This window comes from Methanohalophilus portucalensis (assembly GCF_002761295.1).
In the GTDB taxonomy this organism is placed as follows: Archaea; Halobacteriota; Methanosarcinia; order Methanosarcinales; family Methanosarcinaceae; genus Methanohalophilus; species Methanohalophilus portucalensis.
In genome coordinates, this window is the sequence record NZ_CP017881.1 from 456,200 (window position 1) to 481,181 (window position 24,982).

Sequence of the window (24,982 nt, forward strand, 5' to 3'; positions counted from 1 at the left end):
GTAAACGTTAGTTGCGGTTCTTAAGATTAATCGATCTGATTAATCTTAGTCATAATAATATATGTATAGTTCTCAGCTTATATTGTATTTCGTAGGTCAAAGTTCATCCGGGAGATTTACATTATGTAAACTTCCGGAGGTTCCTTCAAAAACGATAGGTGTGTAAAAGACATGCTAAAAGAAGATCCCAGAATTTTGATAATCGATGACGAACCCGACATAATCGAATTGCTGGAAATTTTTCTTGAAAATTTCAAGACAATGTCATCCCTTTCTCCATTAGAGGGACTTGAGATTGCAAAAAATGAACATCCTGATCTAATTATACTTGATGTTATGATGCCTCAGATGAATGGTTATGAGCTATGCAGGGAGATTAAGCAGAATTCCTCTACACAAAACATTCCGGTTTTTATGTACTCAGCTCTTTCTGATAGTTCTGATATTAAGAAAGGAATACAGGCCGGTGCAGATGAGTACCTGAAAAAACCAATCCATCCCTGTGAGCTTGAAACAAAGGTGAAGGAAACTCTGCTTAAAAAAAAAGCATTTGAATGTCAGAATCCTGTCACCAGGCCTATGCTACAAAGGTAATACAGTTATATCAAATCCAATTCAACCGCATCTTCCATATAGTACTCAAACAATTTTTCACCCCATTTGATGGCAGTTTCATCATAACTGAAAAGGTCTGTTGTAGTATCATATGTAACTCCATCACTCTTGTACAAACCAAGAGAAAGACATTTATCAGTGACAGTAAATCCGAGATTTATATCATTATCGACCATGAATACCTGAAAATTGGGCAATTTTTGAAGCTGGTGAATTTCCTCAATGTAGGGTTGTTGTCTTAATTCTTCAATTACACTTTTTGTGACTATTAACTTTACAGGAATGCCTTCATGTATCCTTTTTCCAAGGATTTCAGCATGTCCGGAACTCATAATCGCAGTTATTCCATATATATGGCCTGCTTTTTTGATCATATCCAGAAAGTGGTGGTACACATTGAAAATTTCCACATTAGTATCACTGACGATCTTCGAATCATAAAGACTGCCTATGGACTCGAGTAAGGGTTGTGGTATAGCCTCCATGTAATGGGACTTCCAGAATTCTTTATGTTCCAATACAGTACCCATGGTCATTACAGAATCTGCAACTCTGGCGGCTACAATTTTACCCTGGGGTGTTAGCCTGTATTCATGTTCCACACTTTCTATCAACTGATTGGATTCAAGAATTCTTATCTTTGGCAGCAGGGCCTGTGAAGTACTCCCTGTCACTTGACGTAGTCTTGCCAGTGTGTTGTTGTCCTCATAGAGCGACAAAAGCATCTGTGCCTGCAATCTTGACCTGTAGATAGCCTGCACATCCTTTTGTACATCCTCATATATATCGAGTATATCCATCCGATCTCACTCTCTCTGGAAGATAGTGGTATTTAATCTATTTAATAATTTCATATTAGATAATTTTGGATATTGCAGCCGCTTTTCATAGACAAATCCAAAAAAAAGAATATGGCAAACCAAAAGAGGCCTTTGTATATCTACATTCAATTTTTTTTCAGGCCCAGGATGGAATATATTGTTTCCACATCCAGGGATTCTTCCATTAACTGTGCCAATTCTTCGTAAGGGTCATCTTCGAGGTCTTCCTCATTGTACTTGATTCCCCTTTTCTCCAGCAGATAGGATACAAAGGCTTTCCTTATGTTGGCGTTGGAAAACAAACCATGTAGATAGGTTCCCACTACCATTCCGCTTTCATCCACGCAACCATCGTCACCAAATACAGGAACATTTGAACCAGTATCTCCCATGTGAATCTCATAACCACCTATGGTTTCACCTTCTATTGAATCAAAAAGGAGGCTTGCCCTGTTTACTTTCTTGGTTACCTGAAAGGTTTTTTTCTTATATGCATCAAATACGGTATGGATATCCAGGAGGCCAAGTCCTTCATATGTAGCATCTGCTTCACCTTCAATTGCCGCATCTTCTATTTGTTTACCCAGCATCTGGTAGCCGCCACAAATGCCCAGGATAGGTACCTTCCCGTACAGGGATTTGATCTTTTCAGCCATGCCGCTATCAAGCAAATCCTGCAAATCACTTATGGTGTTCTTGGTACCGGGAATTATCACGGCATCAGGTATGCCTAATTTATCATCCAGGTCCACATAGCGAAGATTTACAAGGCGCTCCAGGGGTTCAAAATCTGTAAAATTGGAAATTCTGGGAAGCCGGATCACAGCCACATCGACATCATATATCCCTGATGGAGATGACTTATCTCCGATGGATACCGAATCCTCGGAAGGGATTCCGAGTTTTGAATAGGGCATGACTCCCAATACAGGAATACCGGTTATCTGTTCCAGCTCTTCTACACCAGCCTGAAGTATGGTGGGATCTCCCCTGAATTTATTAATTATCATTCCCCTGACATTTTGCCTGACATCTTCAGGCAGAAGCTGGATAGTACCATAAAGACTAGCAAAGACACCACCTCTTTCGATGTCCCCGACGAGTATTATTGGCGCATTGGTGATCCTTGCAGTGCCCAGGTTTACAATATCCCTTTCATAAAGATTTATTTCAGCTGCTCCGCCTGCACCTTCCATTACAATTACTTCATAATCGTTTCCCAGTGTTTCAAGTGCCTGACGAAGTACACCATGAGTTTCCTCTATTGAATCGTAGTAGGCACCTGCGCTTTTGTCGGCATAAGGTTTGCCCATAAGTATGACCTGTGAAACCCTGTCACCTTTTGGTTTCAAAAGCACGGGGTTCATCTCAGCTGTGGGTTCAACACCTGCAGCCATTGCCTGTATTGCCTGTGCGATTCCTATTTCCTTGCCATCCGTTGTAATCCACGAATTCAAGCTCATGTTCTGTGCCTTAAACGGGGCAACCCTGTAGTTGCGGGAAAATATCCTGCAAAGTCCGGTGACTATCGCACTCTTGCCTACATGCGATGCTGTACCCAGAACAAGTACACTTTTTGGAATAACATCTCTTTCCATTTACAACAACCTTTTATGTAGCTAGTGATATTGTATAGGTACAATATCCAATCAATTCCAATAAACTTTACTTGGGAGAACAATGTCTGAGCTACTACATATAAGCGGCGGGCCTACGAAACCCGAAATAATAGCTGTATCATTATCTAAACTTGACTTGAGTGAAGGATGCACCTTTTATGATATAGGATGTGGTACAGGTGCAGTTTCCATTGCTGCTTCAAAGTTGGCAAGGAATATAAAATTCACTGCCATTGATGCGCGTCAGGAAGCCATTGAAGTTGCAGAAAAGAATTTCAAAAATTTCGGACTCGACTGTGTAAAGCTCATACACGGTGAATCATCGCAAGTTCTTGAACAACTTCCTCCCGAAGAAAAAATTGATTGTGCCTTTGTAGGCGGTACAAAGAATATTGATGCTATTCTCAAATCTCTGGTAAAACATAAAGCAGGAAGCATCATCGTCAATGCAGTAAGGATTGAAACTGTGGTTTCTGTAATGAACCAAATGAAAGAACTTGGAATTTTTGATACTATTACTAATATATCAATATCAAGAGGATATCCAATTACCGGTGAAACTATGTTTAAACCAGAAAATCCCGTGTACATGATATCCGGAAAATACAGTAACATTCAAGGTGATAAAAAATGTTGATAGGAGTAGGACTTGGACCGGGTGACCCCGATCTTCTCACGCTTAAAGCTGTAAATGCACTTAAAGACAGTGACAAGGTATATGTGCCTGGCAAAATGGCAGAGGAACTGGTAAAACCATATAATGATTCGGAAATACTGGATTTTCCGATGTTGCGTGATTATGATGTACTAAATGAAATATGGAAAAAGAATGCTGACATCATTGCCAATGAAGCAAGAAATGGAACAGTTGTATTCGGTCTGATCGGCGATCCTAACTTTTTCTCAACATTTACACATTTAAAGAGAGTCATGCATAAATACTATCCGGACGTTGAAACTGCAACAGTGCCTGGTATTAGTTCAATTACTTCTTTTGCCTCACGTACCGATTCCGAAATCGATTCATCTTTTGAGGTATCTGATGGATCTGACAAAAAATCAAAGATTGTACTGAAAGCAAAACATACACAGGACATCATCCGCAACCTGACAGAAGAAGGATATGAGGATTTCATATTTGCAGAAAGATTATTCCTGGACCGGGAAAGAATTATTAAAGGTAAAGAGGACATTCCCGAGAAAGGCAACTATTTCAGTATTATCTATGCCGAAAAGGGAGAGAAATAACATGGATGACAAAATTGCTTTTGTCGGTGCCGGTCCGGGAAACGCTAAATTGATCACCGTACTTGGCAAGGAAAAACTGGAAGAAGCTGATCTTGTGGTATATGCCGGTTCACTGGTAAACCCCGAAGTGCTTGAATACACAAAAGGGGAAAAAATAGACAGCTATGGAATGACCCTTGAAGAAACTACCAAAGTTATGGTTGATGCACTTAATGAAGGCAAGAAAGTTGTCCGGCTCCACAGTGGAGACCCATCCCTTTATGGTTCTATCATCGAACAGATGGAAGAATTGAAAAAATACGATATTGAAGTCGAAAGGGTACCCGGAGTATCCTCTGTTTTTGCAGTTGCTTCAGCTCTTAACACCCAGCTGACATTAAACGGTGTTTCCGATTCCCTTATAATAACCCGTCCCGCAGGCAAAACACTTGGGGAAGATAAAATTCCTGCCCTTTCCAGACATGGTGAAACGATGGCAATCTTTTTGGGGACCCAGAAGATTGAACAGATAATGGAAAAAATGGAATGTCCTTCAGACACTCCGGTTGCTGTAATTTACCATGCATCCTGGGATGATGAACAGCTAATCTACGGAAACGTGGAAACAATTGCCCAAAAGGTCAAAGAAGCGGGAATCCAGCGCTCTGCCATGATTATTATCGGAGGTGTGGTGGATCCGAAAAATTACAGGAGGTCACACCTATACGGAGTACACCAGCCACCGCTGTAATAACCTTCAATCGTAATATTGACATTGCCCGCCAAATAGCAGAACATGTGGGAGCAGACCTGCTTATCTATAGCAAGGATATTTTCAAGGAAGCCTTTGAAAAATATGACCGGATAATTGCTGTTTTTGCTACAGGTATAGTTGTCCGGGATATCGCTCCTCTCATAAAAGATAAGTGGACAGACCCGGCGATTGTGGTGGTGGATTCGAATCTCAATTTTGCAATCCCGGTCCTGGGGGGGCACCATGGAGGCAATGAACTGGTCCGAAAGATTGCTGAAATTGGTGCGACACCCGTAATAACAACGGCAACTGAAGTCCATAATCGCAACTCTGTCGAAGGTATTGCCAAAAAAATGGGATGCGACATAGTGAACAAGGAATCCACAAAGGATGTGAATTGTGCACTGCTGGAGCAGGATGTCGAGGTTTTGAAAATAAAGGGACCAAAAATTGTGATCGTGGATAGTGATGTGTCCGTACTTAAAAAGGAACAGGAAGACACATGATTATAGGAATTGGTGCCCGCAGGGGAGTCCGCGAGGAAGAAGTCCTCGAAGCCATCGCCCAGGCACTGGAAACAACAAATACCAGAAAGGAAGATATAGAAGCACTGGCCTCAGCCGAACTTAAAAAAGATGAACAGGGACTTAAAAGTGCAGCTGGAACTATAGGCGTACCTATTCACTTCCTGTCCCACTCCAGGATTAACGAAATCGATGTACCTTCTAAATCCAAGGCATCAAGATTTGGCCTCAAAGGTGTGGCAGAACCCTGTGCACTTGCACTTTCTACTAACAAGAATCTGATAATGAATAAAAAAGTATATGGAAGGATTACAATTGCAATCGCAGACTGATAAAAAAGGAAAACTCTATGTAATCGGGATTGGACCCGGTTCGGTGGAACAACTTACCATTGCATCCAGGGATGCTATCCTGAATTCTGATTATGTAATCGGCAATGGTACATACTTGGACCAGGTCAAGGAACTCCTCAATGACCAGGAAATTATCAGGAGTCATATGGGAAAGGAAGTTGACCGTGCCAAAAAGGCAGTGGAACTTGCAGAAGACAATGTTGTCTCAATGGTAAGTGGTGGCGATGCCAATGTATATGGTATGGCCGGCCTTGTGCTGGAAGTTGCCGAACATCATGAGCTGGACGTGGATATTGAAGTTCTGCCTGGTGTTACCGCTATTACGGCGGGAGCAAGTGTACTTGGTGCACCCATTGTCAATGATTTTGCAGTGATAAGCCTCAGTGACTTGTTAACTCCATGGGAACGTATCGAAAAAAGGCTCAGGGCTGCTTCAGAGGCGGATTTTATCATATCCCTCTACAATCCGAAGAGCAGGCAACGTAATTCCAACTTCAGAAGGGCCATTGAAATTATACAAAAAACAAGGGATGGATCATCTCCTGTGGGACTTGTGAAGAATGCACTGCGAGGGGATTCCCAGGAAATGAAGGTAACAACCCTTGGCAAGGTGCTGGATTTTGACGACTGGGTGGATATGAGGACTATGATATTGATCACAACCCCTGAATCCCGTATATGGGGCAAAAATGGCATGGAAAAGATAATAACCCCCAGGGGGTATCAGAGAAAATATGACTACTGAAGAACAAAAAGGTCAGGAACTTGACAACCTTGTGGAGATCACAATGGAAGCAGAACCTGAACTCGTGGAAATGTGCAGGGATATGGGCGCCCAGACAGAAGAAGCAAAGGCCATTTACATGACCAGCAGGCGTATTGCCAGCAAACTGGTTGGAGATGATTCTCCACAGGGACGTGTCAGGCAGAGGTGCATGATATCCACAGGAGATCCTGAAGTTGCCGAAATAATGCGCTTCAAGAATGATCCAATAAAGGCAGGGGTAGAAGCTATCAAAAATGGTGCTCCCATTTTTGTCGATATCAATATGGTCAAAGCCGGTGTTACCAAAAAAGGCCATGATTGTCCGGTAATCTGTGTCCTTGATGAGGACAAGGATGCACAAATCGCTCACAAATATGGCATTACAAGAACAGCAGCCGGATTTTTGAATTGTCGTGACAGGCTTGAAGGAGCAATCGTAGCCATAGGAAACGCTCCTTCAGCTGCATTTGCAGTATGCCGCATGATCGACCATGGGATAAAACCTGCTCTTGTGATTGGAACGCCTGTAGGATTTGTCAATTCCGCTGAATCCAAGGAAGAGGTTCGCAAACGGGACATTCCTTCAATAACCTGTGTAGGTACGCGGGGCGGGACGCCTATAGCTGTAGCCTGTGTCAATGAAATTGTGGCGATCAAAAGAGATGAAGAAACCTGTGACTGATCAGAAGGTCACAAAAGGGTTGATGCTGAGCATCCAGATACCTGCGATAATCAGCACCAATCCAGCTCCTTTTTTTATATAATTCTGATATTTTGCAACATTGCCATAATTACCCGTAAAATGGGCGGAATAGGCAACCAATAACATCGGTATCGCAAAGCCCAGGGAATAAATGGAAAGCATCGCTGCTCCGTAGTATATATTCCCTTCAACAGCTATCCTGGTGAGCACTGCGCCGAGAATCGGGCCGATACAGGGAAGCCACACAACCCCAAGAGACAGGCCCAGGAGCAATCCGCCGCTTACTCCCCGATTTACGCTGGCAGGTACAGGGATTTTTGAAAAGATATTGAATATTTCCACATTGATGACCATAATGATACCAAAAACAATAATGACAGCAGCAGCCAGGATATTCAGGTAGGTCAGGTAATCGCGCAGAGCATAACCAAATGCAGAAGTTACAATTCCCATCGAGACAAAGGATATGCACAATCCTATAACAATGGCAAGGGGTCTGAAACGACCCCGGCCGGTGGATGAAGCAAACAGGGCGGGCAGCAGGGGAAATACACAGGGAGAAGCAATGCTAACAATACCTGCAACAAAGATCGCAATGGGAGTTATGGCATCGGTAATCATTTGTATACTGCCTTTATATCATGATGTATCATTCTGTCTGTAGGCGATCGCATTGTCCAGTGCCTGCCTGAGGATATCACCATCCGTCAACCCCACATAACGTGTGGATCTCCGGTCAAAAGAAACATTGCCATCAGGTCCCATGAACAGATACCTATCATCCTTGATTCCTGCAATGATACTCATGTCGGGTATTGAATACACTCCGAAGAACGAGGCTGCATCACGCTCTTCATTAATGTTGACCATGATCACAGAGGCCTCACCCTCATAATCATCTGCAATAATATCCAGAATAATATCCTGGTCTCTACAGGGGGCACATGTCGGTGAACCGAACTTGATGAGCACAGGTTCCTCTTCCAATAAGGTGTTCAGTTGCTCGATATCTTTAGTGTTCGATTCCTGTACAATAGTTTCCTGTTGCTGGTTAACTTCAGGAGTTGTGCAGCCAGCAGCCATAAATGCCAGTAACATCACAATCAGCACAAATCCATACATAATTCTGTTACCTGCTATCATCTATTAAGAGAGTGGTACATTAAAATATAAGTGTTATGCATGGTATCCCCAAATTTATACAAAACCCGGATGTAAAAAAATCAGGAATTTTTGAGTTTCCACTTCAACAGCACCCCATCCTCCATCTTTTCGGCACTTATAAGAGAACATGTTGGCATGTCGGCTTCGTCAAATCCATCACCGTCGATAAGAGTAGGAGCATTTGACCCTCCTATTATGAGATTTCCTATAAAAGAATATATTTCTTCCACAAGCCCGTTTTTGACAAGTCCCCAGTTAAGGCCGGCGCCACCCTCAACCATAAGACTCTTTATACCCATTTCATCCAGCACGGATAACAATTCGGGAAGATCCACCTGATCTCCGCCAGTCATTATGACCATAGCCTTTTTTCTCAGTGATTCCACCCTGTCAAAAGCTGCACTTTCAGAAACTGCAATTATTATTTTGCCAGCACCCTTCCTTAATATGTCAGCATCTGTTGGGATACGTGCTTTGCTGTCTACCACGATTCGTACGGGATTTTCATCAAGTCCTTTTGCAAGCCTTTTAGCCCGCTTTTCATCGGACTTGACAGTGAGGCTGGGGTCATCAGCAAGAACAGTTCCAATACCTACCATTACTGCATCAGAACTTGCTCGTAACTCGTCCATTCTTTCAAAATCCACATCACCTGATATCCTTACCTGGCACCTCTGGCGGGTGGATATTTTCCCGTCAATGGACATTGCAGCATTTATATATGTAAAGGGAGTGGGCATGAAATCCCTTCATCTTCAATTATAAGATCAGCTATCTATCAGTGCTTTCATGAGATAACGATCTCTCAACAGACCAATGAATGTACCGTTTGCATCCACCACAGGAACCTGATCGACCCTGTTTCTTTTCATTTTAAGAGCACATTCACTAACACTCATATTACTGGACGCCTTGATCAGATCGGTGACCATCACTTCTTTTACAGGCACATCCGGAACTTTTATTCTGGATACGCTATAATATATGCTGAGAGTATCTCGCATGGATTCCCACGTCCATTCATCATCGTCAGAACCAGCAGACATATCCGACATTTCAAGGGAATCTTCTATGACACTTGCACTGATTATGTCACGATCAGATATTATACCTACAAGATCAAGTTCTGAATTAAGAACCGGAACTGCTTTTATATGTGCAAGTTCCATATTCCTGGCAACTAAGGGCAAAGGTGTTTCACACCATACCGGACCAATGCCTCTTCTGCCCAGATATTTACTTATTGGATCATCGAGTTGCAGAGAGGCCATACTTGCAACAATATCGGCAACTGTTATCATGCCTTCAAGTTTGCCGTCATCATCCACAACCGGCAACCTTCTGAAACCATAATCAATCAGGTATTGCGCAGCTTTTTTGATGTTATCTTCCGGTTTTACCTTTATGGGGTCCCGTGTCATAAGCAAAGCAATCTGTTCTTCTTCAGGATTGCTCAGAAGATTACTTCTACTTACGATACCAACCACCCGATTATCTTTGATCACCGGCACACCGGATACCTTTTTATCTTTCAGGATACTCAGTACTTCATCTCGTGAACCGGGCAGAGTGGCTGCGGCTACATTAGTCACCATGATGTCCTTAATAAGGGTTTTTTCTGGCATTTTTAAATAACCTCAATAAAATCTTTTATTGATTTTTATTCCTCTCCATTTCCCCTTACTACCATAACGGGGACATGTGAGTTGCGGGTGACCTTTTCTGCAACGCTTCCAAGAAGGAATCTGTCAAGTCCACTTTTACCGTGGGTACCCATGACTATAAGGTCAATTCCATTGTTTTCAGCAAAATCAATTATCTCATGACCTGGATGGCCTTCAAGCAACTTTGACTCTATTTCGATATCTTCTCCGGTGTCAGATATCACTTTATCGGTTATTTCTTTCCCTTCCTTTTCAAGAAGTTCATACATCATTTCCCATCCGCCATCCATTGGAATGGAATCAAATGATGCGGTATCCACGACATACGTCACGTATACTCTGGCACCACTGAGTTTTGCCAGTTCAATTCCGTAAGAGACCGCTTTTTTGTTCTCTGTGGAACCATCGGTAGCGATCAGTATCTTTTTGTAGATTTCACTTGCCATGTTTGATCTCTCGAATAAATGAATAGATTAATGGATTATTGATAAAATATCGTCTGGCCTTGCCCGACGAACAAGACCACTTAATACATCCTGTATTCCTTTAAGATTATTTGACGTGCCATCCAATACCATCAGGTTTGCCTTATACCCTTCCCGCAGAGGGCCTTTTCCCTCCAACTCCAATATTGATGCCCCATTAAGTGTGCACATTTTAAATACTTGTCTATCCTCAAGTCCAAAAACCTTTGAAAGGAACTCCATCTCAGAGAACATATTTACAGAATTCAGCATAACATTGTCAGTACCTACACCCACATTTATACCGGCTTTCAACATTTCAGCAACCGGTGCCATCCCCACTCCCGTAAGGAAATTGGATCTGGGACAGACAACCACCGGAATAGATGCATCGGCAATGTTTTTGAGGTCTGACTGTACTGCCTGTGTCAGATGGACAAGGATATCCGGCTGCAGGGATAGTGCATCTTTAATATCGTGGCGGGATTTTTCACCGGCATGTATACAAAAAGGGTGTCTGGATTTGTGACAGGTATCTGCAATCTGTGCCAGTAGATTCAAATCCACATCATGTGCACCGCTCATACCTATACCATCGGCCTGGGAAAGAAGTAGGGATATCCCCTCATGCACATGCATACTGAACTCCCTGCTGTCGGGTCTTGCAAATATTCTGGAATCAATATCCATATCTTTTAATGCATCCTTCAGTGCCAGCACGCCTCTGGTTCCCCCTTCCCGGAAATCTGCAAAACAAGTGGTTCCGGTGGCAAGCATATCCCTGATGGAATATTTCATATATTCTACAAGTTCCCTATCAGAAGTTTTTGCAAGGATGCGATGTTTTAAGCCATCCGGTGGCCTGACCAGACTGTTCAGGTCTCTCTGTATCACAAAATCCTCAGCCGGGCCTATAAAGGGGTCTTTACAAACCGAGTCTCCTATATGAGTGTGACAGTTGGTAAAACAAGGAGCAATAATATTTTCAGAAGATGTAGGCTCCTCACATACTTCATGTATGATACCGTCCTTGATACATACATAACCTTTCATCAAAGACAGATCATCCCCATAGAGGATATTGCCATAAATAACCTGTTCACGTGTCATTGAAGACATAATCCTGTATTCATATGCATTAATAATTAAAAAATTAACGCTGGACATTTCCTATTTAAATTTTACAGTTACATCCTTTTTTCCTGAGAGCGTCTTTTTGCTCATCGATGGATGTTATAAGAATGTCCTGTCTGGATTCCCCTGTTGCAAGGAGGGGATCTAGGGGACTGTTGTGGTTATACCCTCGTTTTTGCATTTCGCTAACAAGGGTCTCATGGCGCAGGTACAGGGCGTGCAATTTACCTTTCCAGCGAAGAGTTTCAGGATGATTGGAATAAGCCTTTTTATTTTTAGTGATAATGGACCAGAGAGCATGCAATTCCCTGTGTTCTCCAAGCAGATGCTGTCTGCAAAGTTCCGATGGTGGCAAATCCCATATTCTCATGTAATATAGATTGATTTATTCTTATTTGAAATTAACAATCTGTGATTCAGGCATCCAAAACAAAAAATATATTTAACAATGATGTAACTTACTGAATCTTCAATTACAATCATTAATTCATATCAGGTTAGATACAATGAAAATCAGCAGACCAAGAGGAACAAGAGATTTCCTTCCTGAGAATACGCGATTGAGACGTTTTGTTGAAAACAGGATGAGAGACGTAGTTTCCAGATGGGGATACAGCGAAATAATCACACCTACTTTTGAAAATCTCGAACTATTCACCCTCAAATCCGGAGAAGGGGTTACAGGGGAGATCTACAATTTTTCTGATAAGGGTGACAGGGAGCTTGCCCTGCGTCCGGAACTCACCGCACCTGTCATGCGTATGTATGTGAACGAAATGCAGGCAACCCCCCGTCCGCTAAAACTTTTCTATTTCGAGAATTGCTTCCGTTATGAGAGGCCCCAAAAGGGACGTTTCAGGGAATTCTGGCAATTTGGAGTTGAGACTATTGGCAGCAGCCGTCCTGACGCTGATGCCGAAGTAATAGCTCTTGCCGAAGAAATGATCGAATCTGTAGGTATCAAAGGAGACTTGCATGTAGGGCACCTGGGGATCATTCGTCATATACTTGAAGAACTCGAACCGGAGCAACAGACAAAAATCATGAGGCTTGTGGATAAAAAGGACGATACCGGCCTGGATGATTATCTTGAACAAATCAATGCATCAATAGAGCTTCGCAATGAGCTGTTTGAACTTGTAAGTATCACTGGAGATGATGCAATAGAAAAAGCAAGGCAAATTGTGGGGGATATTGAAGAACTCCAAATTTTTGAAGAACTGACACAAATCCTGGATGCCTATAATGTGGAATATTCCGTGGACTTTGGTATTGCCAGGGGTCTTGATTATTACACAGGCATGGTTTTTGAGATATATGCCAGCAATCTCGGTGCCCAGAACCAGATATGTGGAGGTGGCTCCTACCAGTTGATACAGCTTTTTGGTGGAGGGGATGTTCCTTCAACTGGATTTGGACTCGGGTTTGATCGTATAATGGAGATATGTGAACTTGAACCTGAGCAAAAAAAGGAAGTTGTGCTTGTGGCAACAGATGACACCCGGCTGGATGCAATAGGGATTGCGCGCGAATTACGTCGGAAGGTGCCTGTATATCTCGATATAATGAAACGAAACTTCAAGGGCCAGCTGTCTCACGCCAATAACATCGGTGCCAGGTATGTGGTGATAGTGGGAAAAAGGGAAATGGAGGCTGGCAAGGTTACCCTGAAGGATATGGAATCCGGTGAACAGCACCAGTTGACCGTTGAAGAGGCCAGAGAACATATTCTCAAAAGCGGAATGTAACGGATATCATCGAGTTAGGATAACAAATATAGTTTGTATATTGTCTAAATAATACTAATTCCATCAATTTCGAAGTATAATATGATGAGTTGTAAATATTGCAAATTACCTTATGGGAAATCTATAATTCATAAAAAAGCAGGAATAGCAACCCATTAAGCAATCTTGCAAAACTGATAGTAAAAAAGCAAAATAATAAATAGCATGGAGTTCCAAGCTATTTTTCACACTGTTTATTATATAAGTGGGTTTTATGTATAGACAATAGGGCACAAAACATTTGTTCCTTACTAAATAACGCAGGAAAGAAAATACTATGGCACAATTCGAAGAAAAGGCAGAATTAGAAAAGGTTATCAACAAGAGTCCTGCCATAGTATTTCTCTGTAAAACTGAACAGGATTGGCCTGTGGAATTTGTATCAGATAATGTTGTAAAGTTAGGCTACACCGTAGAAGATTTTGAGTCAGGTTCGGTAAAATATGCTGATATTGTACATCCACAGGACCTAAATTATGTCCGCTCTGAGGTCTTGAGGAATTCAGAAGAGGGAAATACAGAATATACCTAGGAATATAGAGTACTAACAAAATCTGGATATGTTCGATGGGTAGATGACAGGACATTTATCCGGCGTGATAATAGCAACAAGATTACGCATTACCAGGGAATCATACTTGATATTACAAAACGCAAAGAAGCAGAAGAAAATCTGTATCTTGACGAATCACGGCTTGAAGCCCTTTTGAAACTAAATCAAATGACTGGTTCATCATTACAGGAAATTACGGATTTTGCCCATGAAGAGGCAGTCAAATTAACTAAAAGCAAGTTGGGGTATCTTGCCTTTATGAGTCCAGATGAAGGATCCCTTATCATGCATTCGTGGTCAACTCATGCAATGAAAGAATGTAATGTAAAAGACAGAAAATTCATATATCCTATCGAGACCACCGGGCTTTGGGGAGAAGCTGTAAAGCAGAGAAAACCAATAATAACCAACAATTATCAGGAGGCAAATCCTCTTAAAAAAGGGTATCCAGAGGGACACGTGAAGTTGACAAGACACATGAATGTTCCAATATTTGATGGGAATCGGATTGTGGCTGTTGCGGGGGTAGGCAATAAAGAAGAAGATTATGATGAAGCAGACCTGAGACAATTGATTCTACTCATGCAGGAAATGTGGAGACTAATCCGACGTAAGCAAATGGAAGATGCTCTTCAGAAAAGTTCAACTGAACTTTCAAAAGCAGAAATGGAACTCAAATCTTTTGATAGAGTAAAAGCCGAATTCCTGTCAAACAAGGAAGAGACTCAACCTGCAACTGAACACGGAAAAATGATCGATGATGAAACCCTTGAGATTATTAATGACCTTGAAAAAAAAGCCATTGAAAATGTAATACATCATTCTCAAAGATTAAGGCGTATAGTAGATTCTTTCATTTACACGAGTATGGAAGAAGCGGGCAAGATAGAATATAATTTTAAACCAATTGATATTTCTGTTCCACTGGAAAATTCCCTTGTAGACACCATTTTCATGGTAGAAGAAAAAGAAATAGTATTGGAAAAAACAATACCAAAATCTCTTCCTTTAATTAATGGGGATGAAGAAAAACTGACTGATATGTTTACAGTTTTGATGGATAGTGCTATCCGCTTTACTCCTTATAAAGGAAAAGTGGCCATAATTGTTGATGAAGAAGTGAATTATATTCATATTATACTGAAAGATAATGGGGCCGGTATTCCAGAAAAACTAATTCCCCATATGTTCCAGCGTTTTTATGAGATTGATTCCCAAACAAAAAACAATTCAGAAGGTATAGAATCCGGTTTTTATATATGCAAAAAAATAGCTGATGCCCATAAAGGCAGCATAAAGATTGAGAGCAAAATAAATGTGGGGACAGAAGTTCACATCTGGATTCCAAAAATCGATTTCTCCTCAAAAAAACAATTGGGTGAAGAATATGAAATCTGAGTTATTAGGAACCCTCTTTCTATCAGAAAAAAGAAAAGATCTCCTTCTTTTGCTGGTAAAAAAACCCAGGGATATTGATGAGATAAAAGATATACTTGATGTGAATTCAAGTGCAATAATGACCCAAATCAAGATACTTTTAAGTCATGGTTTAATCATTCATGACGATGATGTATATAAATTATCAGGCATGGGAAGAGTAATAGTAAAAAAGATGCAACCACTGCTGGATGTATTATCAGTATATACGGATAATAAAAATTATTGGGAAAACCACAATCTCAATGCGATCCCGTCTTGCCTTTTAGAAAGAATTGAAGAAATGGGAAACTGTGAATTGTTCGAACCTGACCTTAATAGGATGTATGAGTTACCAGAAAAAATGGTAGAATATCTTTATCAATCGACTTATGTACACGAAGTTTCTTCATATTTTAGTCCAGCATACCCAAAAATCTATATTGAACTCGCAAAAAAAGGTATTGACGTTTCAGTAATAATAACAAAACCAGTATTTGAAAGACTTCAATCTGAATATCAGGAAGAAACAAAAGAATTTGTGAATTTGGAGTGTGGAAATCTTTTTGTTTTTGGAGACAAGATCGAAATCGCATCAAGTACTGTAACGGATAAATTCACAGCAATCTCACTCTTTTATAATACCGGAATATACCACAACCATGTAATCATGAGTTTTGATAATAGTGCTTTGAAATGGGGAGAAGATTTATTTAGATATTATCTTAGTAATTCAACTCCAATCACAGACAAAGACATATAAACTATCAGATTGTCATAAATCACCCCCACACATACTTTATTTGTAGATTAAATGTTCTATTTCTTACTATTTAGGAATATGATTTACAATCAGGGTCAATATAGACTCAATGTTATCAGAGGCTTTGATTTGATTAAGGGTTTTGATATTCAGATAAGCAGTATTTCATGGTAACGCCGTTAACACAGTGATACTTCCGTTATAGGTTAACGCCGTTAACTAAACAGCTCATTCTCTTATAATTGGTGTGTATAATATAATAATAGGTCTCTACTGATATCATTTTTGTAAATCTGATTTCACAGGTTATGTTATATGTTTCTGATCCCCATCTTTATCTGTGCAAATTGAGAAATGGACATAATTTGTCCACCATCTCAAAAACTACACAGCAACATAATGCTGGAGGAAACATTAGATGGCGCAAGACATATTAAAAGAATTAGCGGAAGCTGTGGTTTCTGGAAACAAAGACTTAACAGCAGAATTGTCCGAAAAGGCGTTAAAAGAAGGATTGGACCCACACGAAGCTATTATTGATGGATTAGCCAAAGGAATGGTAATTGTTAGCGACAACTATGAGAAAGGAACAGCTTTCGTTCCACATCTGTTGATCGCTTCGCAGGCAATGTATGCTGGAATGGATGTGCTAACACCCCACATTGAAACAGAAGAATCATCCAAACCCGCAACTATGGTAATTGGTACTGTAGAAGGCGATGTGCATGACATTGGTAAAAATCTCGTCAAAACAATGATGTCAGCAGGAGGAATTGATACTATAGACCTTGGACATGATGTTCCTCTGGACAAATTCATTGAAACAGCAAGAGAAAATCAGGCCGATGTCATCTCTATGAGTGCACTGATGACAACTACAATGTCCGGAATGGAAAAAGTCATCGAAATGCTTCAGGAAGAAGGTCTCAGAGATTCCCTTATTGTAATGGTAGGAGGAGCACCCGTATCTGAAGAATTTGCCGAGAATATTGGTGCAGATAAAACAGCACCTGATGCTTTGCATGCTTCAAACTGGGCAATAGATGCCGTAAGTAAACTTTCACCTTCAAAGGAAAGGTGGAGTGATGAAAAAATCAACCTTGCTAAGGTGAAATACAGGGAAATTCTGGCAAAGAAACAGGTCAAATCGAAGAAAGATATTGGGCTTGAAACTGCAAAGAATATCATGGCAGAATTCGAAAGTGTTGGTGTCAAGACTAAAGAAAAAATGAGTCACGCTGACAGGACTCTTGCTGCTATGGCTGACAAGAAAGTCGACCGCCTTCCCGTATATCCACTTGCATGTGGTGCTCTGAGAAAATTTGCAAATGCAACTTACAAGGAGTATGCAATAGATCCTCATAAGTTTGCAGAAAGTGCACTCCTTGGTTCTAAATACTTGGATCTTGACATGTTTGTAGGCTTGATAGACCTTTCAGCTACCTCGGCTGACTTTGGATGTACCATAAAATATCCTGAAGAAGATACACCTTCATCAGAAGGACACCTTGAGGACTATGAAAGTATTGAAACACCGGAAGTCAAGGAAGGTACACGTGCCTATGAACTAATTGAAGCTTCAAAACTTGCCAAAGATAAGTTGAACAAGGAACTTGGCACCCCATTTGTTGGGTTCCATGAAGGTCCTCTTCTGACGTTGACACAACTAATGGGTGCAGATCGTGTGCTTATGGACATGAAAACCAACCCCGATGTTGTTCTTGAGGCACTTCAGAAATGTACTGACTATGTATCCCAGGTTTCAGAGGCCTTCTTTGAAGAAGATGCATGTGATGCCCTTTGTGTTGACAACCTGTGGTCAAATAATATAATTATGGATGAAGAGGACTATTGGAAATTTGATGGGAAGTTTGTATACGACCAACAAATTCCAGTTTTCAAGAAGTATGATCAACCATACATCATCCACAATTGTGCTGATGCTGTTCATTACGAAACTCAGATCAAGAAATTCGGAACAGCTCTATACAGCTATGCATACTATGAAAATGGGAGGGATAAAGGCTCACAAAACTATGCAGACCTTATTCCAAAGTATGGTGACATTTGCTGTATGATGGGAGAAATTGATCCTATTGATATGATGGACAATTCCCCCGAAGGTATACAGAAAATTGAAAACGATACAGAAGAGCTACTGAAAGGTGTTCATGAAACCCTGAAGGAGAATGGTATGCAGTCTAAGTATGTCATGTCTACTGGATGTGAGGTACCTCCAGGAGGCCCATTGACAGGTGTCAAGGCAATGGTGGACAAAGTCAAGGAACTTGGTCCACAGTTTCAGAAAGACATAATAGGGTGATATCAAACCCTATTTTTTTAGAGACGATCAATTCGCGCAAATTATACGTTCAAATTAAATTATAACACAGGAGGTTATAAGATGTACCTTGGACTTGGAATTGACACAGGAGGAACATATACTGATTCTATTATAATGGACATATCATCCGGGAATGTAATGGATGCTTGCAAATCATTAACAACACACTCCAATCTAATACAGGGAATAGAGAATTCGATTGAAGGTCTCAATGCTAGTTATCTGGAAAATATAGAATTTGTATCCGTTTCAACCACTCTTGCAACCAATACTACGCTTGAAGAAAATGGGCACCCTGCTGCACTTATTCTTATCGGCCATTCAATTAACGGACCCCTTTCAACCGATCAAATCCTATCCATAAAAGGTGGCCATGATGCTGATGGCAATGTTGCAGAAAATCTTGATGATCCTGAATTGATTGAAAATTTTGTAATGCAAAATAAAGATAAAGTCTCCTCTTTTGCAGTGTCCTCTTATTTTGGAGTAAGGAATCCTGAACATGAGATGACAGTAAAAGGTATTATTGGAAAACTGACTGATAAACCAGTTGTATGTGGACATGAACTTTCAATGAATCTTGGAGCTTATGAAAGAGCTGTCACAGCATTGTTAAATGCACAATTAATCCCGGTAACTGATCAATTTATAAGATCTATTCTTTCAGTAATGGAAAAGAAGGGAATTGATGCAGATCTAATGATGATGAAATGTGATGGTTCCCTTGTAAGAATAGAAGATGCACTGAAAAAACCCGTTGAGTCGATATTTTCAGGACCTGCAGCTAGCCTTGTTGGTGCGTCTCATCTTTCAAATCTTAAGACCTGCCTGACTATGGATGTTGGTGGCACAAGCACTGATGTGTCAATGATATCCAATGGGATTCCCGAGATAAGTGAAAGTGGTGCTAAAGTTGGGGGATGGAGCACAATGGTAAAAGCCATAAAGATGGATACGTCTGCTCTTGGCGGTGACAGTCATGTATGGGTTCAGACGCGTACAACAATAGGATCGAATAGGGTCATACCTCTCTGTCTTGCAGCATATAATCATCCTGCATTGATAGAAATACTTGGCAATGTCGATAAACCTAACGTACGCCTTATGGATAATATCATACAGCCTACAACCTTCTTTATAAAAAGTGATTTGAATAAATATGAATCAGATAACTTTAAATTGGACTCTAATGAGAAACGAATCCTTGATGTGTTGGATTCTGAACCTCTCTCCCTGTATGAGATATCGAATAAATTAGATGAACATATTTTGATGTTTTCCAGTCATCTTGAATCTCTTGTCAAGAAAAAATATGTCCAGCAGATTGGTTTTACTCCTACAGATGCCCTTCACGTTTTGAGGGATTATACCGGATATAATACAGAGGCATCAGATATCGGAGCTCAGCTACTAGGTGAATACGTGGGTATGAATAAAGATAGTTTTTGCTCACAAATAAAAGCACAAGTAGTAAAGAATATGTCAATGAATATAGTGTCTTATTTAGTAGAGGATATTAAAAAAACAGACATAGAAAAGATGATTGAGTCTTCATCTTCTTTGAATTTCAAAGTAAACCAACCCATAGTTCTTGTTGGAGGACCTGTAAAAGCATATCAGGAAGATATTTGCAAAATACTCAATGCTGACATAAGGGTTCCTAAGTATCATGAAGTTGGAAATGCAGTTGGTGCACTTCTCGGGGATGTTATCTACAGAACTGAATCCATTGTAAGGATAGACAGTACTGGATCCAAACAATATGTTGTTTTTTCAGAAAATGGAAGAAATATTTTTGATGAGTACGAAGAATCTGTAAATTTTGCTCTTGATATAAGTAAAAAACTTGTAGAAGGATATATGGCAGGATATGGTCTGGATATGTCTAAAATAAATTTAGATGTAGCCAGAAATGACATGAAAAACGGATATGGTGCGAAGCTTGAAACTAAAATTGTGGCAACAGGAATTGGAAATCCAAGGAGATAATTTTGATGAACTCAGCTGTAAATAATATCGGTCAACAACAGAACAATGCAGACGACATGTATCAACTTATGCAGAATGCTTACAAAAAAATCGGTCTGAAAAGTGATGTAGAGGACAAAGAACTTATCGATCATCTTGAAAGGGCATCGGTTGAGGTAAAAGAATTGTTGAGTACTTCATTTGGCCCCTGGGGCCTAAATAAATTAATTACAAATCATGTTGGTGACGTGTATTTAACCAACGATGGAAAAACCATAATTAAAGAGATGGATGTATTGCATCCTATAGTTACTTCTTTGAATGATCTTTCAAAATCAATGGATAGATCATGTGGTGACGGTACAAAAACCGCAGTTATACTGGCATCTGGTCTTATCGTAAATGCAATTAAACTTATAAAAATAGGTGTGCACCCTACCACCATCATAAAGGGCTATAAGCTTGCTCTTAATAAGGCATATGAACTTATCGAATTCAACAGTATAACTGCCAAATCATACGATGAGACCTACGCCGCAATCCTCAGTGCATCATTTGCCAAGGGTATAGAACTTGATCAAGCAAAGAAACTTTCAACTATGGTTGTTGATGTGATCGAACATTTAACAACAATATCCTCGGATGGTTATCTAGATCTCGAGGAAAATATAAAAATAATGAAGAAAGTTGGTGGGCCTGACATATTACATCTTAATGGTGTTATTCTTGATGAAACACCCGCAAGATTTGATATGCCAGAATCAGTCTCCGATCCAAATATTCTCATTTTAAACTATGATTTGAAAGTTAAAAGTGAATTTATAAATTCAAAACGTAACATCAGTATGGATGGCATTGAAACTGCTCATATGTTCAATGAAGAGAATAAAAAAATACTTGATGGCTTTGCTGATAAAATAATAAATTGTAACGCTAATGTTGTGTTTTGTGAAGGTGATGTGGACCCCCGAATAGAAGCACGCCTTGTGGAAAATAACATATTAATGTTCAAGAAACTTAAAAATAAAGACCTGGAGAATATTTCAAAGGCAACTGGTACCCAAATCATGTCCATAAAGGACAATCTGGAACCTAATCATCTTGGAAAAGCAAATGGTGTTGAAGTTACAAAGAAATGTGGTGAACATTTTGCTTTCATAAATGTCGAAAATCAAATGATTTCGACGATCTTGATATGGGAACCTTTCAACTATGCTCTTGAAAAGGTAGAAGAAGCTGCAGACGATGCATTGAACACTGCAGCATTTATCCTCAGGAATAAGAAATTAGTAACCGGAGGAGGCGGAGTCGAATTTGTAGTTTCTCAGATGCTAAAGAACTATGCAACTACAATAGAAGGAAAGGAGCAGCTTGCGGTTATCGAGTATGCTAATGCACTTGAAGAAATTCCCAGAATACTGGCAAGTAATGAAGGAATGAATGTTATAGATTCAATGGCAAAAATGTCAAATTTTTATAAAAAAGGATTGAATCCAAGAATTGATACTTCCAGATTTGTCACAGAGAATAATCCTTTAGTCTATGATTCAGCTAGCATAAAGAAATTAGCGGTCATTTCTGCCACTGAAACTGCAACCAGTGTGCTGAGAATTGATAAAATATTGTTGAAGAAATGACACGATATAAGTTATGATAACATGGTAAATTATGGATTAATATAATTTTGCACAAATACAATAATCATGGCAAAGCTAAGTGGTAAATTGGAAACAATTCTAAAAGTGAGGATTCATTATGAGTGGTTTAAACTTTAAAGAAAGGTTGTTGAATACTTTAAAAGGCAAACCTGTGGATAGAGTTCCTGTGATATCCATAACACAAACAGGCATTATTGAACTAATGGATGCAACAGGTGCTTCATGGCCAGAAGCACATAGTGATCCTGAGAAGATGGCAGAATTAGCCTTTGCAGCTTACGACCTCACAAGATTAGAAGCTGTGAGATATCCATATTGCTCAACAGTTCTTGCTGAAGCAATGGGTTGTAAAGTTAACCTCGGTTCAAAATGTATTCAACCTTATGTAATATCTCATCCTTTTTCAGAAGACACTGATAATATACAGTTTCCAAAGAATCTTCTTGAAAAAGCGAGAATTCCTGCTGTTTTAAAAGCTACAGATTTATTGAAGGAAAAGGTGGGTGAAAATGTGCCTATAATAGCAGGAATTGAAGGGCCATTAACCCTTTTTTCCCATCTTACGGGTGTGGACAGTTACATGAAATGGTCCACACTAAACCCTGAATATGCTACACAATGTTTGAACATTGCCACAAGTGCATGTATTGAGTATTCGAATGAACTAATCAAACATGGAGCTGATGTTATTTGTGTTTCAGAAGGTATTGTTTGTCCTGATTTATCATATCCAAAAATATTCGAATCTGTTGTAAAACCGGAATATCATAGATTTTGTGAAAACACAACAGGTATAAAAATCATATATATTTGTGAAAATTCAAACCCAATGTTAGAATCTTTGGCAGAATGCGGATTTGAAGGTATAAGTATTGAAGAAAAAGTCAAAGAATTCCAGGCTACTAAAAAAATGATTGGCGAAAAATCCTGTCTTATTGGGAATGTTTCAACTTCTCTGACAATGTAGAATGGAAGTTATGACCAGGTGAAAAGGGAGGCGAAAAAATGTCTGGCAGGTGAAATCGGTGTACTTTCTCCAGGAAGTGGAATTAATCCTAAAACTCCTTTTGAGAATGTAAAGGCACTTGTTCGAGCAAGAGATGAGTACTATGCCAAAAAATCCCATCAAAAATATAGACAAACAACCCAATTACAATAATTTGTGGCCATTAATAATAGCAGTTTTTTATGAAATTCTATTGCTCTATTTGTGAGGAGGAAGATCAGATGACAGAATTAAGCGTAAGATCAAATGTCTGTGATTTTACCCATAAGGTATGTGGAAAGATAGATGGTGATAAGATCATCATCGATATAGACACGCCCTGTGAAAAGGTCAAGAAGATGTCCCATCTGGAAGTTCCTATGATGGACCTGTTCGATATAAAGGACAACTGTGTAATACAAAAAGCCCAGGAAGCAAAATGCAGTGTTACATGCCTTGTTCCCTGTGCTGTCCTCCATGTGTGCTGCCTGGAAGCAGGCATGCTGTCGAAATCTTTGGTCCAGAAGGCAGGGGATGTTCGTATAGAGTTTGAATGATCTTTGGAATAGGGAATTAATACGAATAATCCGGGGAGTAATATATTGTCAGAAGAAATGACGTCCAGAGAGCGGTTTGTTAATGCTCTTGAGATGAAGGATGTGGATAGGATGCCTTATGGGTATCTGTGGTTCGGGGCAGGCAACGGTGTCCTGGAGCGCATGAACGCCAGCATGAGTGATGTCTACTATTCTGCAGAGGGGATCGCCAGGGCACAGATACTTGCAAGACAGATGTATCATCATGACAATGTTATGTCTCCCTGGGGGTGTTTGCTAGTTGAAGCAGAAGCACTAGGCACCCGGCTGAACATCAAGGATAATAGGTATCCCACGATAGCCGGGTATCCATTAAGTTCTGCTAATGAATATGATCAGATTGATCCACTGGACATTGAAAGGTCCCACAGGATAGATACTGTTGTAAATTCTATAGGGATCCTCAAAAAGGAGCTCAAGGATGAGGTCTTCATCACAGGGGCCATGCTTTCCCCTTTGATGCTTGCTTCTCAGGTACTTGAGGCCAGCAGTCTTTGCATAGAAATGCTCTCTGAAAAAGAGAAGGTTCATGAGTTACTTGAAAGACTAACACAAAGCTGTATCCTTTATGCTGACCGGCTTATTGAAGAAGGGGTTGACGGCATCTTCGTTGAGAACGGGGAGAACACGGCAGACCTTTTCAGTCCTGATATGGCTGAGGAATTCATGCTCCCTTATACAAAACAGCTCTATGCACACATCCAGGATAATGGCATTTATGTAATCTCCCATAACTGTGCTGAACATGCCTTCCACGAGATGGAAGCATCTTTAAGACCAGATGCCCTGAACTTCGCTTTCGGGGATGTTAACACTCTGGGCAAGAAGTATGGTATCGAATGTACTAAGATCCATAAGAAGGCCGGATGCAGTCCAAGATATTGCTTTAAGGAACTTGAAGAACACGGTATCTGCCTTATGGGTAACATCAATCCCAATGTTTTCTGCAGGGATTCTTTAGATGATATTGAGCACGAGGTAAAAAGTTGTATGTACTGTGCTCCAGAAAAGGGTTTTATTCTCTCGACAGGTTGTGAGATCCCTCTTAGCACATCGATCGAGGAAATGGAAACCCTCTGGAGATCAATAAGTTCTCGCTTTTAA

26 protein-coding genes and 2 pseudogenes are annotated in these 24,982 nt (G+C 40.2%); 19 read left to right on the plus strand and 9 right to left on the minus strand.

Going from position 1 to position 24,982, the window contains the following annotated elements:
- The first annotated feature begins 171 nt into the window (after positions 1-171).
- Positions 172-594, plus strand: coding sequence for a response regulator (locus BKM01_RS02425; RefSeq protein ID WP_072360235.1), 423 nt, complete (start codon positions 172-174; stop codon positions 592-594).
- Positions 595-599: 5 nt separating this feature from the next.
- On the opposite strand, the gene BKM01_RS02430 is transcribed toward BKM01_RS02425, so the two are convergent.
- Positions 600-1,415, minus strand: coding sequence for a helix-turn-helix transcriptional regulator (locus BKM01_RS02430; protein ID WP_072360234.1), 816 nt, complete (start codon positions 1,413-1,415; stop codon positions 600-602).
- Positions 1,416-1,561: 146 nt separating this feature from the next.
- A complete protein-coding gene (locus BKM01_RS02435) occupies positions 1,562-3,034 on the minus strand; it encodes a cobyric acid synthase (protein ID WP_072360232.1) in 1,473 nt (490 codons plus the stop codon).
- Between the two features lie 82 nt (positions 3,035-3,116).
- On the opposite strand from BKM01_RS02435, the gene cbiT reads away from it, so the two are divergent.
- Genes cbiT through BKM01_RS02470 form a run of 7 tightly spaced genes read left to right on the plus strand, consistent with a single transcriptional unit; the run spans position 3,117 to position 7,361 of the window.
- Positions 3,117-3,692 (plus strand): precorrin-6Y C5,15-methyltransferase (decarboxylating) subunit CbiT, encoded by a 576-nt coding sequence (gene cbiT / locus BKM01_RS02440; protein WP_072360230.1) that lies wholly within the window; start codon positions 3,117-3,119, stop codon positions 3,690-3,692.
- Positions 3,686-4,303 carry a cobalt-factor II C(20)-methyltransferase gene (locus tag BKM01_RS02445; protein ID WP_072360228.1) on the plus strand — a complete coding sequence of 206 codons (618 nt, stop codon included), beginning with the start codon at positions 3,686-3,688 and terminating at the stop codon, positions 4,301-4,303. The genes cbiT and BKM01_RS02445 overlap by 7 nt, the downstream gene beginning before the upstream one ends.
- 1 nt (position 4,304) lies before the next feature.
- Entirely contained in the window at positions 4,305-5,033 is a 729-nt protein-coding gene (locus BKM01_RS02450; protein ID WP_072360226.1) for a cobalt-precorrin-4/precorrin-4 C(11)-methyltransferase, read from the plus strand.
- Between the two features lie 47 nt (positions 5,034-5,080).
- Positions 5,081-5,542, plus strand: coding sequence for a cobalamin biosynthesis protein CbiG (locus BKM01_RS02455; RefSeq protein ID WP_233125677.1), 462 nt, complete (start codon positions 5,081-5,083; stop codon positions 5,540-5,542).
- Positions 5,539-5,892, plus strand: a complete 354-nt coding sequence (locus tag BKM01_RS02460) for a cobalamin biosynthesis protein (RefSeq protein ID WP_072360222.1) — start codon at positions 5,539-5,541, stop codon at positions 5,890-5,892. The genes BKM01_RS02455 and BKM01_RS02460 overlap by 4 nt, the downstream gene beginning before the upstream one ends.
- A complete protein-coding gene (gene cobJ, locus BKM01_RS02465; RefSeq protein WP_072360220.1) occupies positions 5,861-6,658 on the plus strand; it encodes a precorrin-3B C(17)-methyltransferase in 798 nt (265 codons plus the stop codon). The genes BKM01_RS02460 and cobJ overlap by 32 nt, the downstream gene beginning before the upstream one ends.
- Positions 6,648-7,361, plus strand: a complete 714-nt coding sequence (locus tag BKM01_RS02470; protein ID WP_072360218.1) for a precorrin-8X methylmutase — start codon at positions 6,648-6,650, stop codon at positions 7,359-7,361. The genes cobJ and BKM01_RS02470 overlap by 11 nt, the downstream gene beginning before the upstream one ends.
- On the opposite strand, the gene BKM01_RS02475 is transcribed toward BKM01_RS02470, so the two are convergent.
- The 7 genes from BKM01_RS02475 to BKM01_RS02505 all read right to left on the minus strand — a co-directional run bounded on the left by BKM01_RS02475 (position 7,362) and on the right by BKM01_RS02505 (position 12,178).
- Positions 7,362-8,003, minus strand: coding sequence for a cytochrome c biogenesis CcdA family protein (locus tag BKM01_RS02475; RefSeq protein ID WP_072360216.1), 642 nt, complete (start codon positions 8,001-8,003; stop codon positions 7,362-7,364).
- An 18-nt stretch (positions 8,004-8,021) separates the two neighbouring features.
- Positions 8,022-8,525, minus strand: a complete 504-nt coding sequence (locus BKM01_RS02480) for a thioredoxin family protein (protein ID WP_084006300.1) — start codon at positions 8,523-8,525, stop codon at positions 8,022-8,024.
- Positions 8,526-8,605: 80 nt separating this feature from the next.
- On the minus strand, positions 8,606-9,286 hold the full coding sequence (locus BKM01_RS02485; protein ID WP_072360212.1) for a 2,5-diamino-6-(ribosylamino)-4(3H)-pyrimidinone 5'-phosphate reductase: 681 nt from the start codon (positions 9,284-9,286) through the stop codon (positions 8,606-8,608).
- A 27-nt stretch (positions 9,287-9,313) separates the two neighbouring features.
- Positions 9,314-10,171, minus strand: coding sequence for a CBS domain-containing protein (locus tag BKM01_RS02490; RefSeq protein WP_072360210.1), 858 nt, complete (start codon positions 10,169-10,171; stop codon positions 9,314-9,316).
- Positions 10,172-10,206: 35 nt separating this feature from the next.
- Positions 10,207-10,656, minus strand: coding sequence for a universal stress protein (locus BKM01_RS02495; protein WP_013037925.1), 450 nt, complete (start codon positions 10,654-10,656; stop codon positions 10,207-10,209).
- 27 nt (positions 10,657-10,683) lie between these two features.
- Positions 10,684-11,793, minus strand: coding sequence for an amidohydrolase family protein (locus BKM01_RS02500; RefSeq protein WP_084006299.1), 1,110 nt, complete (start codon positions 11,791-11,793; stop codon positions 10,684-10,686).
- Positions 11,794-11,848: 55 nt separating this feature from the next.
- Positions 11,849-12,178, minus strand: coding sequence for a pyrimidine dimer DNA glycosylase/endonuclease V (locus BKM01_RS02505; RefSeq protein WP_072360208.1), 330 nt, complete (start codon positions 12,176-12,178; stop codon positions 11,849-11,851).
- 136 nt (positions 12,179-12,314) lie between these two features.
- On the opposite strand from BKM01_RS02505, the gene hisS reads away from it, so the two are divergent.
- From hisS to BKM01_RS02550, 11 genes and pseudogenes are all read left to right on the plus strand, one after another.
- Entirely contained in the window at positions 12,315-13,556 is a 1,242-nt protein-coding gene (gene hisS, locus BKM01_RS02510; RefSeq protein ID WP_072360207.1) for a histidine--tRNA ligase, read from the plus strand.
- A 316-nt stretch (positions 13,557-13,872) separates the two neighbouring features.
- Positions 13,873-14,127 carry a PAS domain-containing protein gene (locus tag BKM01_RS10975; protein ID WP_072360205.1) on the plus strand — a complete coding sequence of 85 codons (255 nt, stop codon included), beginning with the start codon at positions 13,873-13,875 and terminating at the stop codon, positions 14,125-14,127.
- 15 nt (positions 14,128-14,142) lie between these two features.
- Positions 14,143-14,259, plus strand: a pseudogene (locus BKM01_RS11125) (PAS domain S-box protein); the annotation flags it as partial.
- Positions 14,260-14,316: 57 nt separating this feature from the next.
- Positions 14,317-15,546 carry a sensor histidine kinase gene (locus tag BKM01_RS02515; RefSeq protein WP_072360203.1) on the plus strand — a complete coding sequence of 410 codons (1,230 nt, stop codon included), beginning with the start codon at positions 14,317-14,319 and terminating at the stop codon, positions 15,544-15,546.
- Positions 15,536-16,327, plus strand: a complete 792-nt coding sequence (locus BKM01_RS02520; protein WP_072360201.1) for a helix-turn-helix transcriptional regulator — start codon at positions 15,536-15,538, stop codon at positions 16,325-16,327. Before BKM01_RS02515 ends, BKM01_RS02520 begins: the two co-directional genes overlap by 11 nt.
- A gap of 418 nt (positions 16,328-16,745) precedes the next feature.
- Positions 16,746-18,650, plus strand: coding sequence for a uroporphyrinogen decarboxylase family protein (locus tag BKM01_RS02525; RefSeq protein ID WP_072360200.1), 1,905 nt, complete (start codon positions 16,746-16,748; stop codon positions 18,648-18,650).
- A gap of 81 nt (positions 18,651-18,731) precedes the next feature.
- Positions 18,732-20,660 (plus strand): hydantoinase/oxoprolinase family protein, encoded by a 1,929-nt coding sequence (locus tag BKM01_RS02530; RefSeq protein WP_072360198.1) that lies wholly within the window; start codon positions 18,732-18,734, stop codon positions 20,658-20,660.
- Positions 20,661-20,665: 5 nt separating this feature from the next.
- Complete coding sequence (locus BKM01_RS02535) at positions 20,666-22,276, plus strand: TCP-1/cpn60 chaperonin family protein (protein ID WP_072360196.1); 1,611 nt, start codon at positions 20,666-20,668, stop codon at positions 22,274-22,276.
- 118 nt (positions 22,277-22,394) lie between these two features.
- Positions 22,395-23,456 (plus strand): annotated as a pseudogene (mtaA, locus tag BKM01_RS02540) (methylcobamide:CoM methyltransferase MtaA).
- A 68-nt stretch (positions 23,457-23,524) separates the two neighbouring features.
- Complete coding sequence (locus BKM01_RS02545) at positions 23,525-23,839, plus strand: DUF6951 family protein (RefSeq protein WP_072360194.1); 315 nt, start codon at positions 23,525-23,527, stop codon at positions 23,837-23,839.
- 45 nt (positions 23,840-23,884) lie between these two features.
- Positions 23,885-24,982: a uroporphyrinogen decarboxylase family protein gene (locus BKM01_RS02550; RefSeq protein WP_233125675.1), complete on the plus strand. Its 1,098-nt coding sequence runs from the start codon at positions 23,885-23,887 to the stop codon at positions 24,980-24,982.

What these genes read in the sequence shown, in the direction of transcription:
- BKM01_RS02425 (WP_072360235.1), top strand. Translation starts at nt 172, where the DNA reads ATGCTAAAAGAAGATCCCAGAATTTTGATAATCGATGACGAACCCGAC.
- BKM01_RS02430 (WP_072360234.1), bottom strand. Translation starts at nt 1,415, where the DNA reads ATGGATATACTCGATATATATGAGGATGTACAAAAGGATGTGCAGGCT.
- BKM01_RS02435 (WP_072360232.1), bottom strand. Translation starts at nt 3,034, where the DNA reads ATGGAAAGAGATGTTATTCCAAAAAGTGTACTTGTTCTGGGTACAGCA.
- cbiT (WP_072360230.1), top strand. Translation starts at nt 3,117, where the DNA reads ATGTCTGAGCTACTACATATAAGCGGCGGGCCTACGAAACCCGAAATA.
- BKM01_RS02445 (WP_072360228.1), top strand. Translation starts at nt 3,686, where the DNA reads ATGTTGATAGGAGTAGGACTTGGACCGGGTGACCCCGATCTTCTCACG.
- BKM01_RS02450 (WP_072360226.1), top strand. Translation starts at nt 4,305, where the DNA reads ATGGATGACAAAATTGCTTTTGTCGGTGCCGGTCCGGGAAACGCTAAA.
- BKM01_RS02460 (WP_072360222.1), top strand. Translation starts at nt 5,539, where the DNA reads ATGATTATAGGAATTGGTGCCCGCAGGGGAGTCCGCGAGGAAGAAGTC.
- cobJ (WP_072360220.1), top strand. Translation starts at nt 5,861, where the DNA reads ATGGAAGGATTACAATTGCAATCGCAGACTGATAAAAAAGGAAAACTC.
- BKM01_RS02470 (WP_072360218.1), top strand. Translation starts at nt 6,648, where the DNA reads ATGACTACTGAAGAACAAAAAGGTCAGGAACTTGACAACCTTGTGGAG.
- BKM01_RS02475 (WP_072360216.1), bottom strand. Translation starts at nt 8,003, where the DNA reads ATGATTACCGATGCCATAACTCCCATTGCGATCTTTGTTGCAGGTATT.
- BKM01_RS02480 (WP_084006300.1), bottom strand. Translation starts at nt 8,525, where the DNA reads ATGATAGCAGGTAACAGAATTATGTATGGATTTGTGCTGATTGTGATG.
- BKM01_RS02485 (WP_072360212.1), bottom strand. Translation starts at nt 9,286, where the DNA reads ATGCCCACTCCCTTTACATATATAAATGCTGCAATGTCCATTGACGGG.
- BKM01_RS02490 (WP_072360210.1), bottom strand. Translation starts at nt 10,171, where the DNA reads ATGCCAGAAAAAACCCTTATTAAGGACATCATGGTGACTAATGTAGCC.
- BKM01_RS02495 (WP_013037925.1), bottom strand. Translation starts at nt 10,656, where the DNA reads ATGGCAAGTGAAATCTACAAAAAGATACTGATCGCTACCGATGGTTCC.
- BKM01_RS02500 (WP_084006299.1), bottom strand. Translation starts at nt 11,793, where the DNA reads ATGTCTTCAATGACACGTGAACAGGTTATTTATGGCAATATCCTCTAT.
- BKM01_RS02505 (WP_072360208.1), bottom strand. Translation starts at nt 12,178, where the DNA reads ATGAGAATATGGGATTTGCCACCATCGGAACTTTGCAGACAGCATCTG.
- hisS (WP_072360207.1), top strand. Translation starts at nt 12,315, where the DNA reads ATGAAAATCAGCAGACCAAGAGGAACAAGAGATTTCCTTCCTGAGAAT.
- BKM01_RS10975 (WP_072360205.1), top strand. Translation starts at nt 13,873, where the DNA reads ATGGCACAATTCGAAGAAAAGGCAGAATTAGAAAAGGTTATCAACAAG.
- BKM01_RS02515 (WP_072360203.1), top strand. Translation starts at nt 14,317, where the DNA reads ATGACTGGTTCATCATTACAGGAAATTACGGATTTTGCCCATGAAGAG.
- BKM01_RS02520 (WP_072360201.1), top strand. Translation starts at nt 15,536, where the DNA reads ATGAAATCTGAGTTATTAGGAACCCTCTTTCTATCAGAAAAAAGAAAA.
- BKM01_RS02525 (WP_072360200.1), top strand. Translation starts at nt 16,746, where the DNA reads ATGGCGCAAGACATATTAAAAGAATTAGCGGAAGCTGTGGTTTCTGGA.
- BKM01_RS02530 (WP_072360198.1), top strand. Translation starts at nt 18,732, where the DNA reads ATGTACCTTGGACTTGGAATTGACACAGGAGGAACATATACTGATTCT.
- BKM01_RS02535 (WP_072360196.1), top strand. Translation starts at nt 20,666, where the DNA reads ATGAACTCAGCTGTAAATAATATCGGTCAACAACAGAACAATGCAGAC.
- BKM01_RS02545 (WP_072360194.1), top strand. Translation starts at nt 23,525, where the DNA reads ATGACAGAATTAAGCGTAAGATCAAATGTCTGTGATTTTACCCATAAG.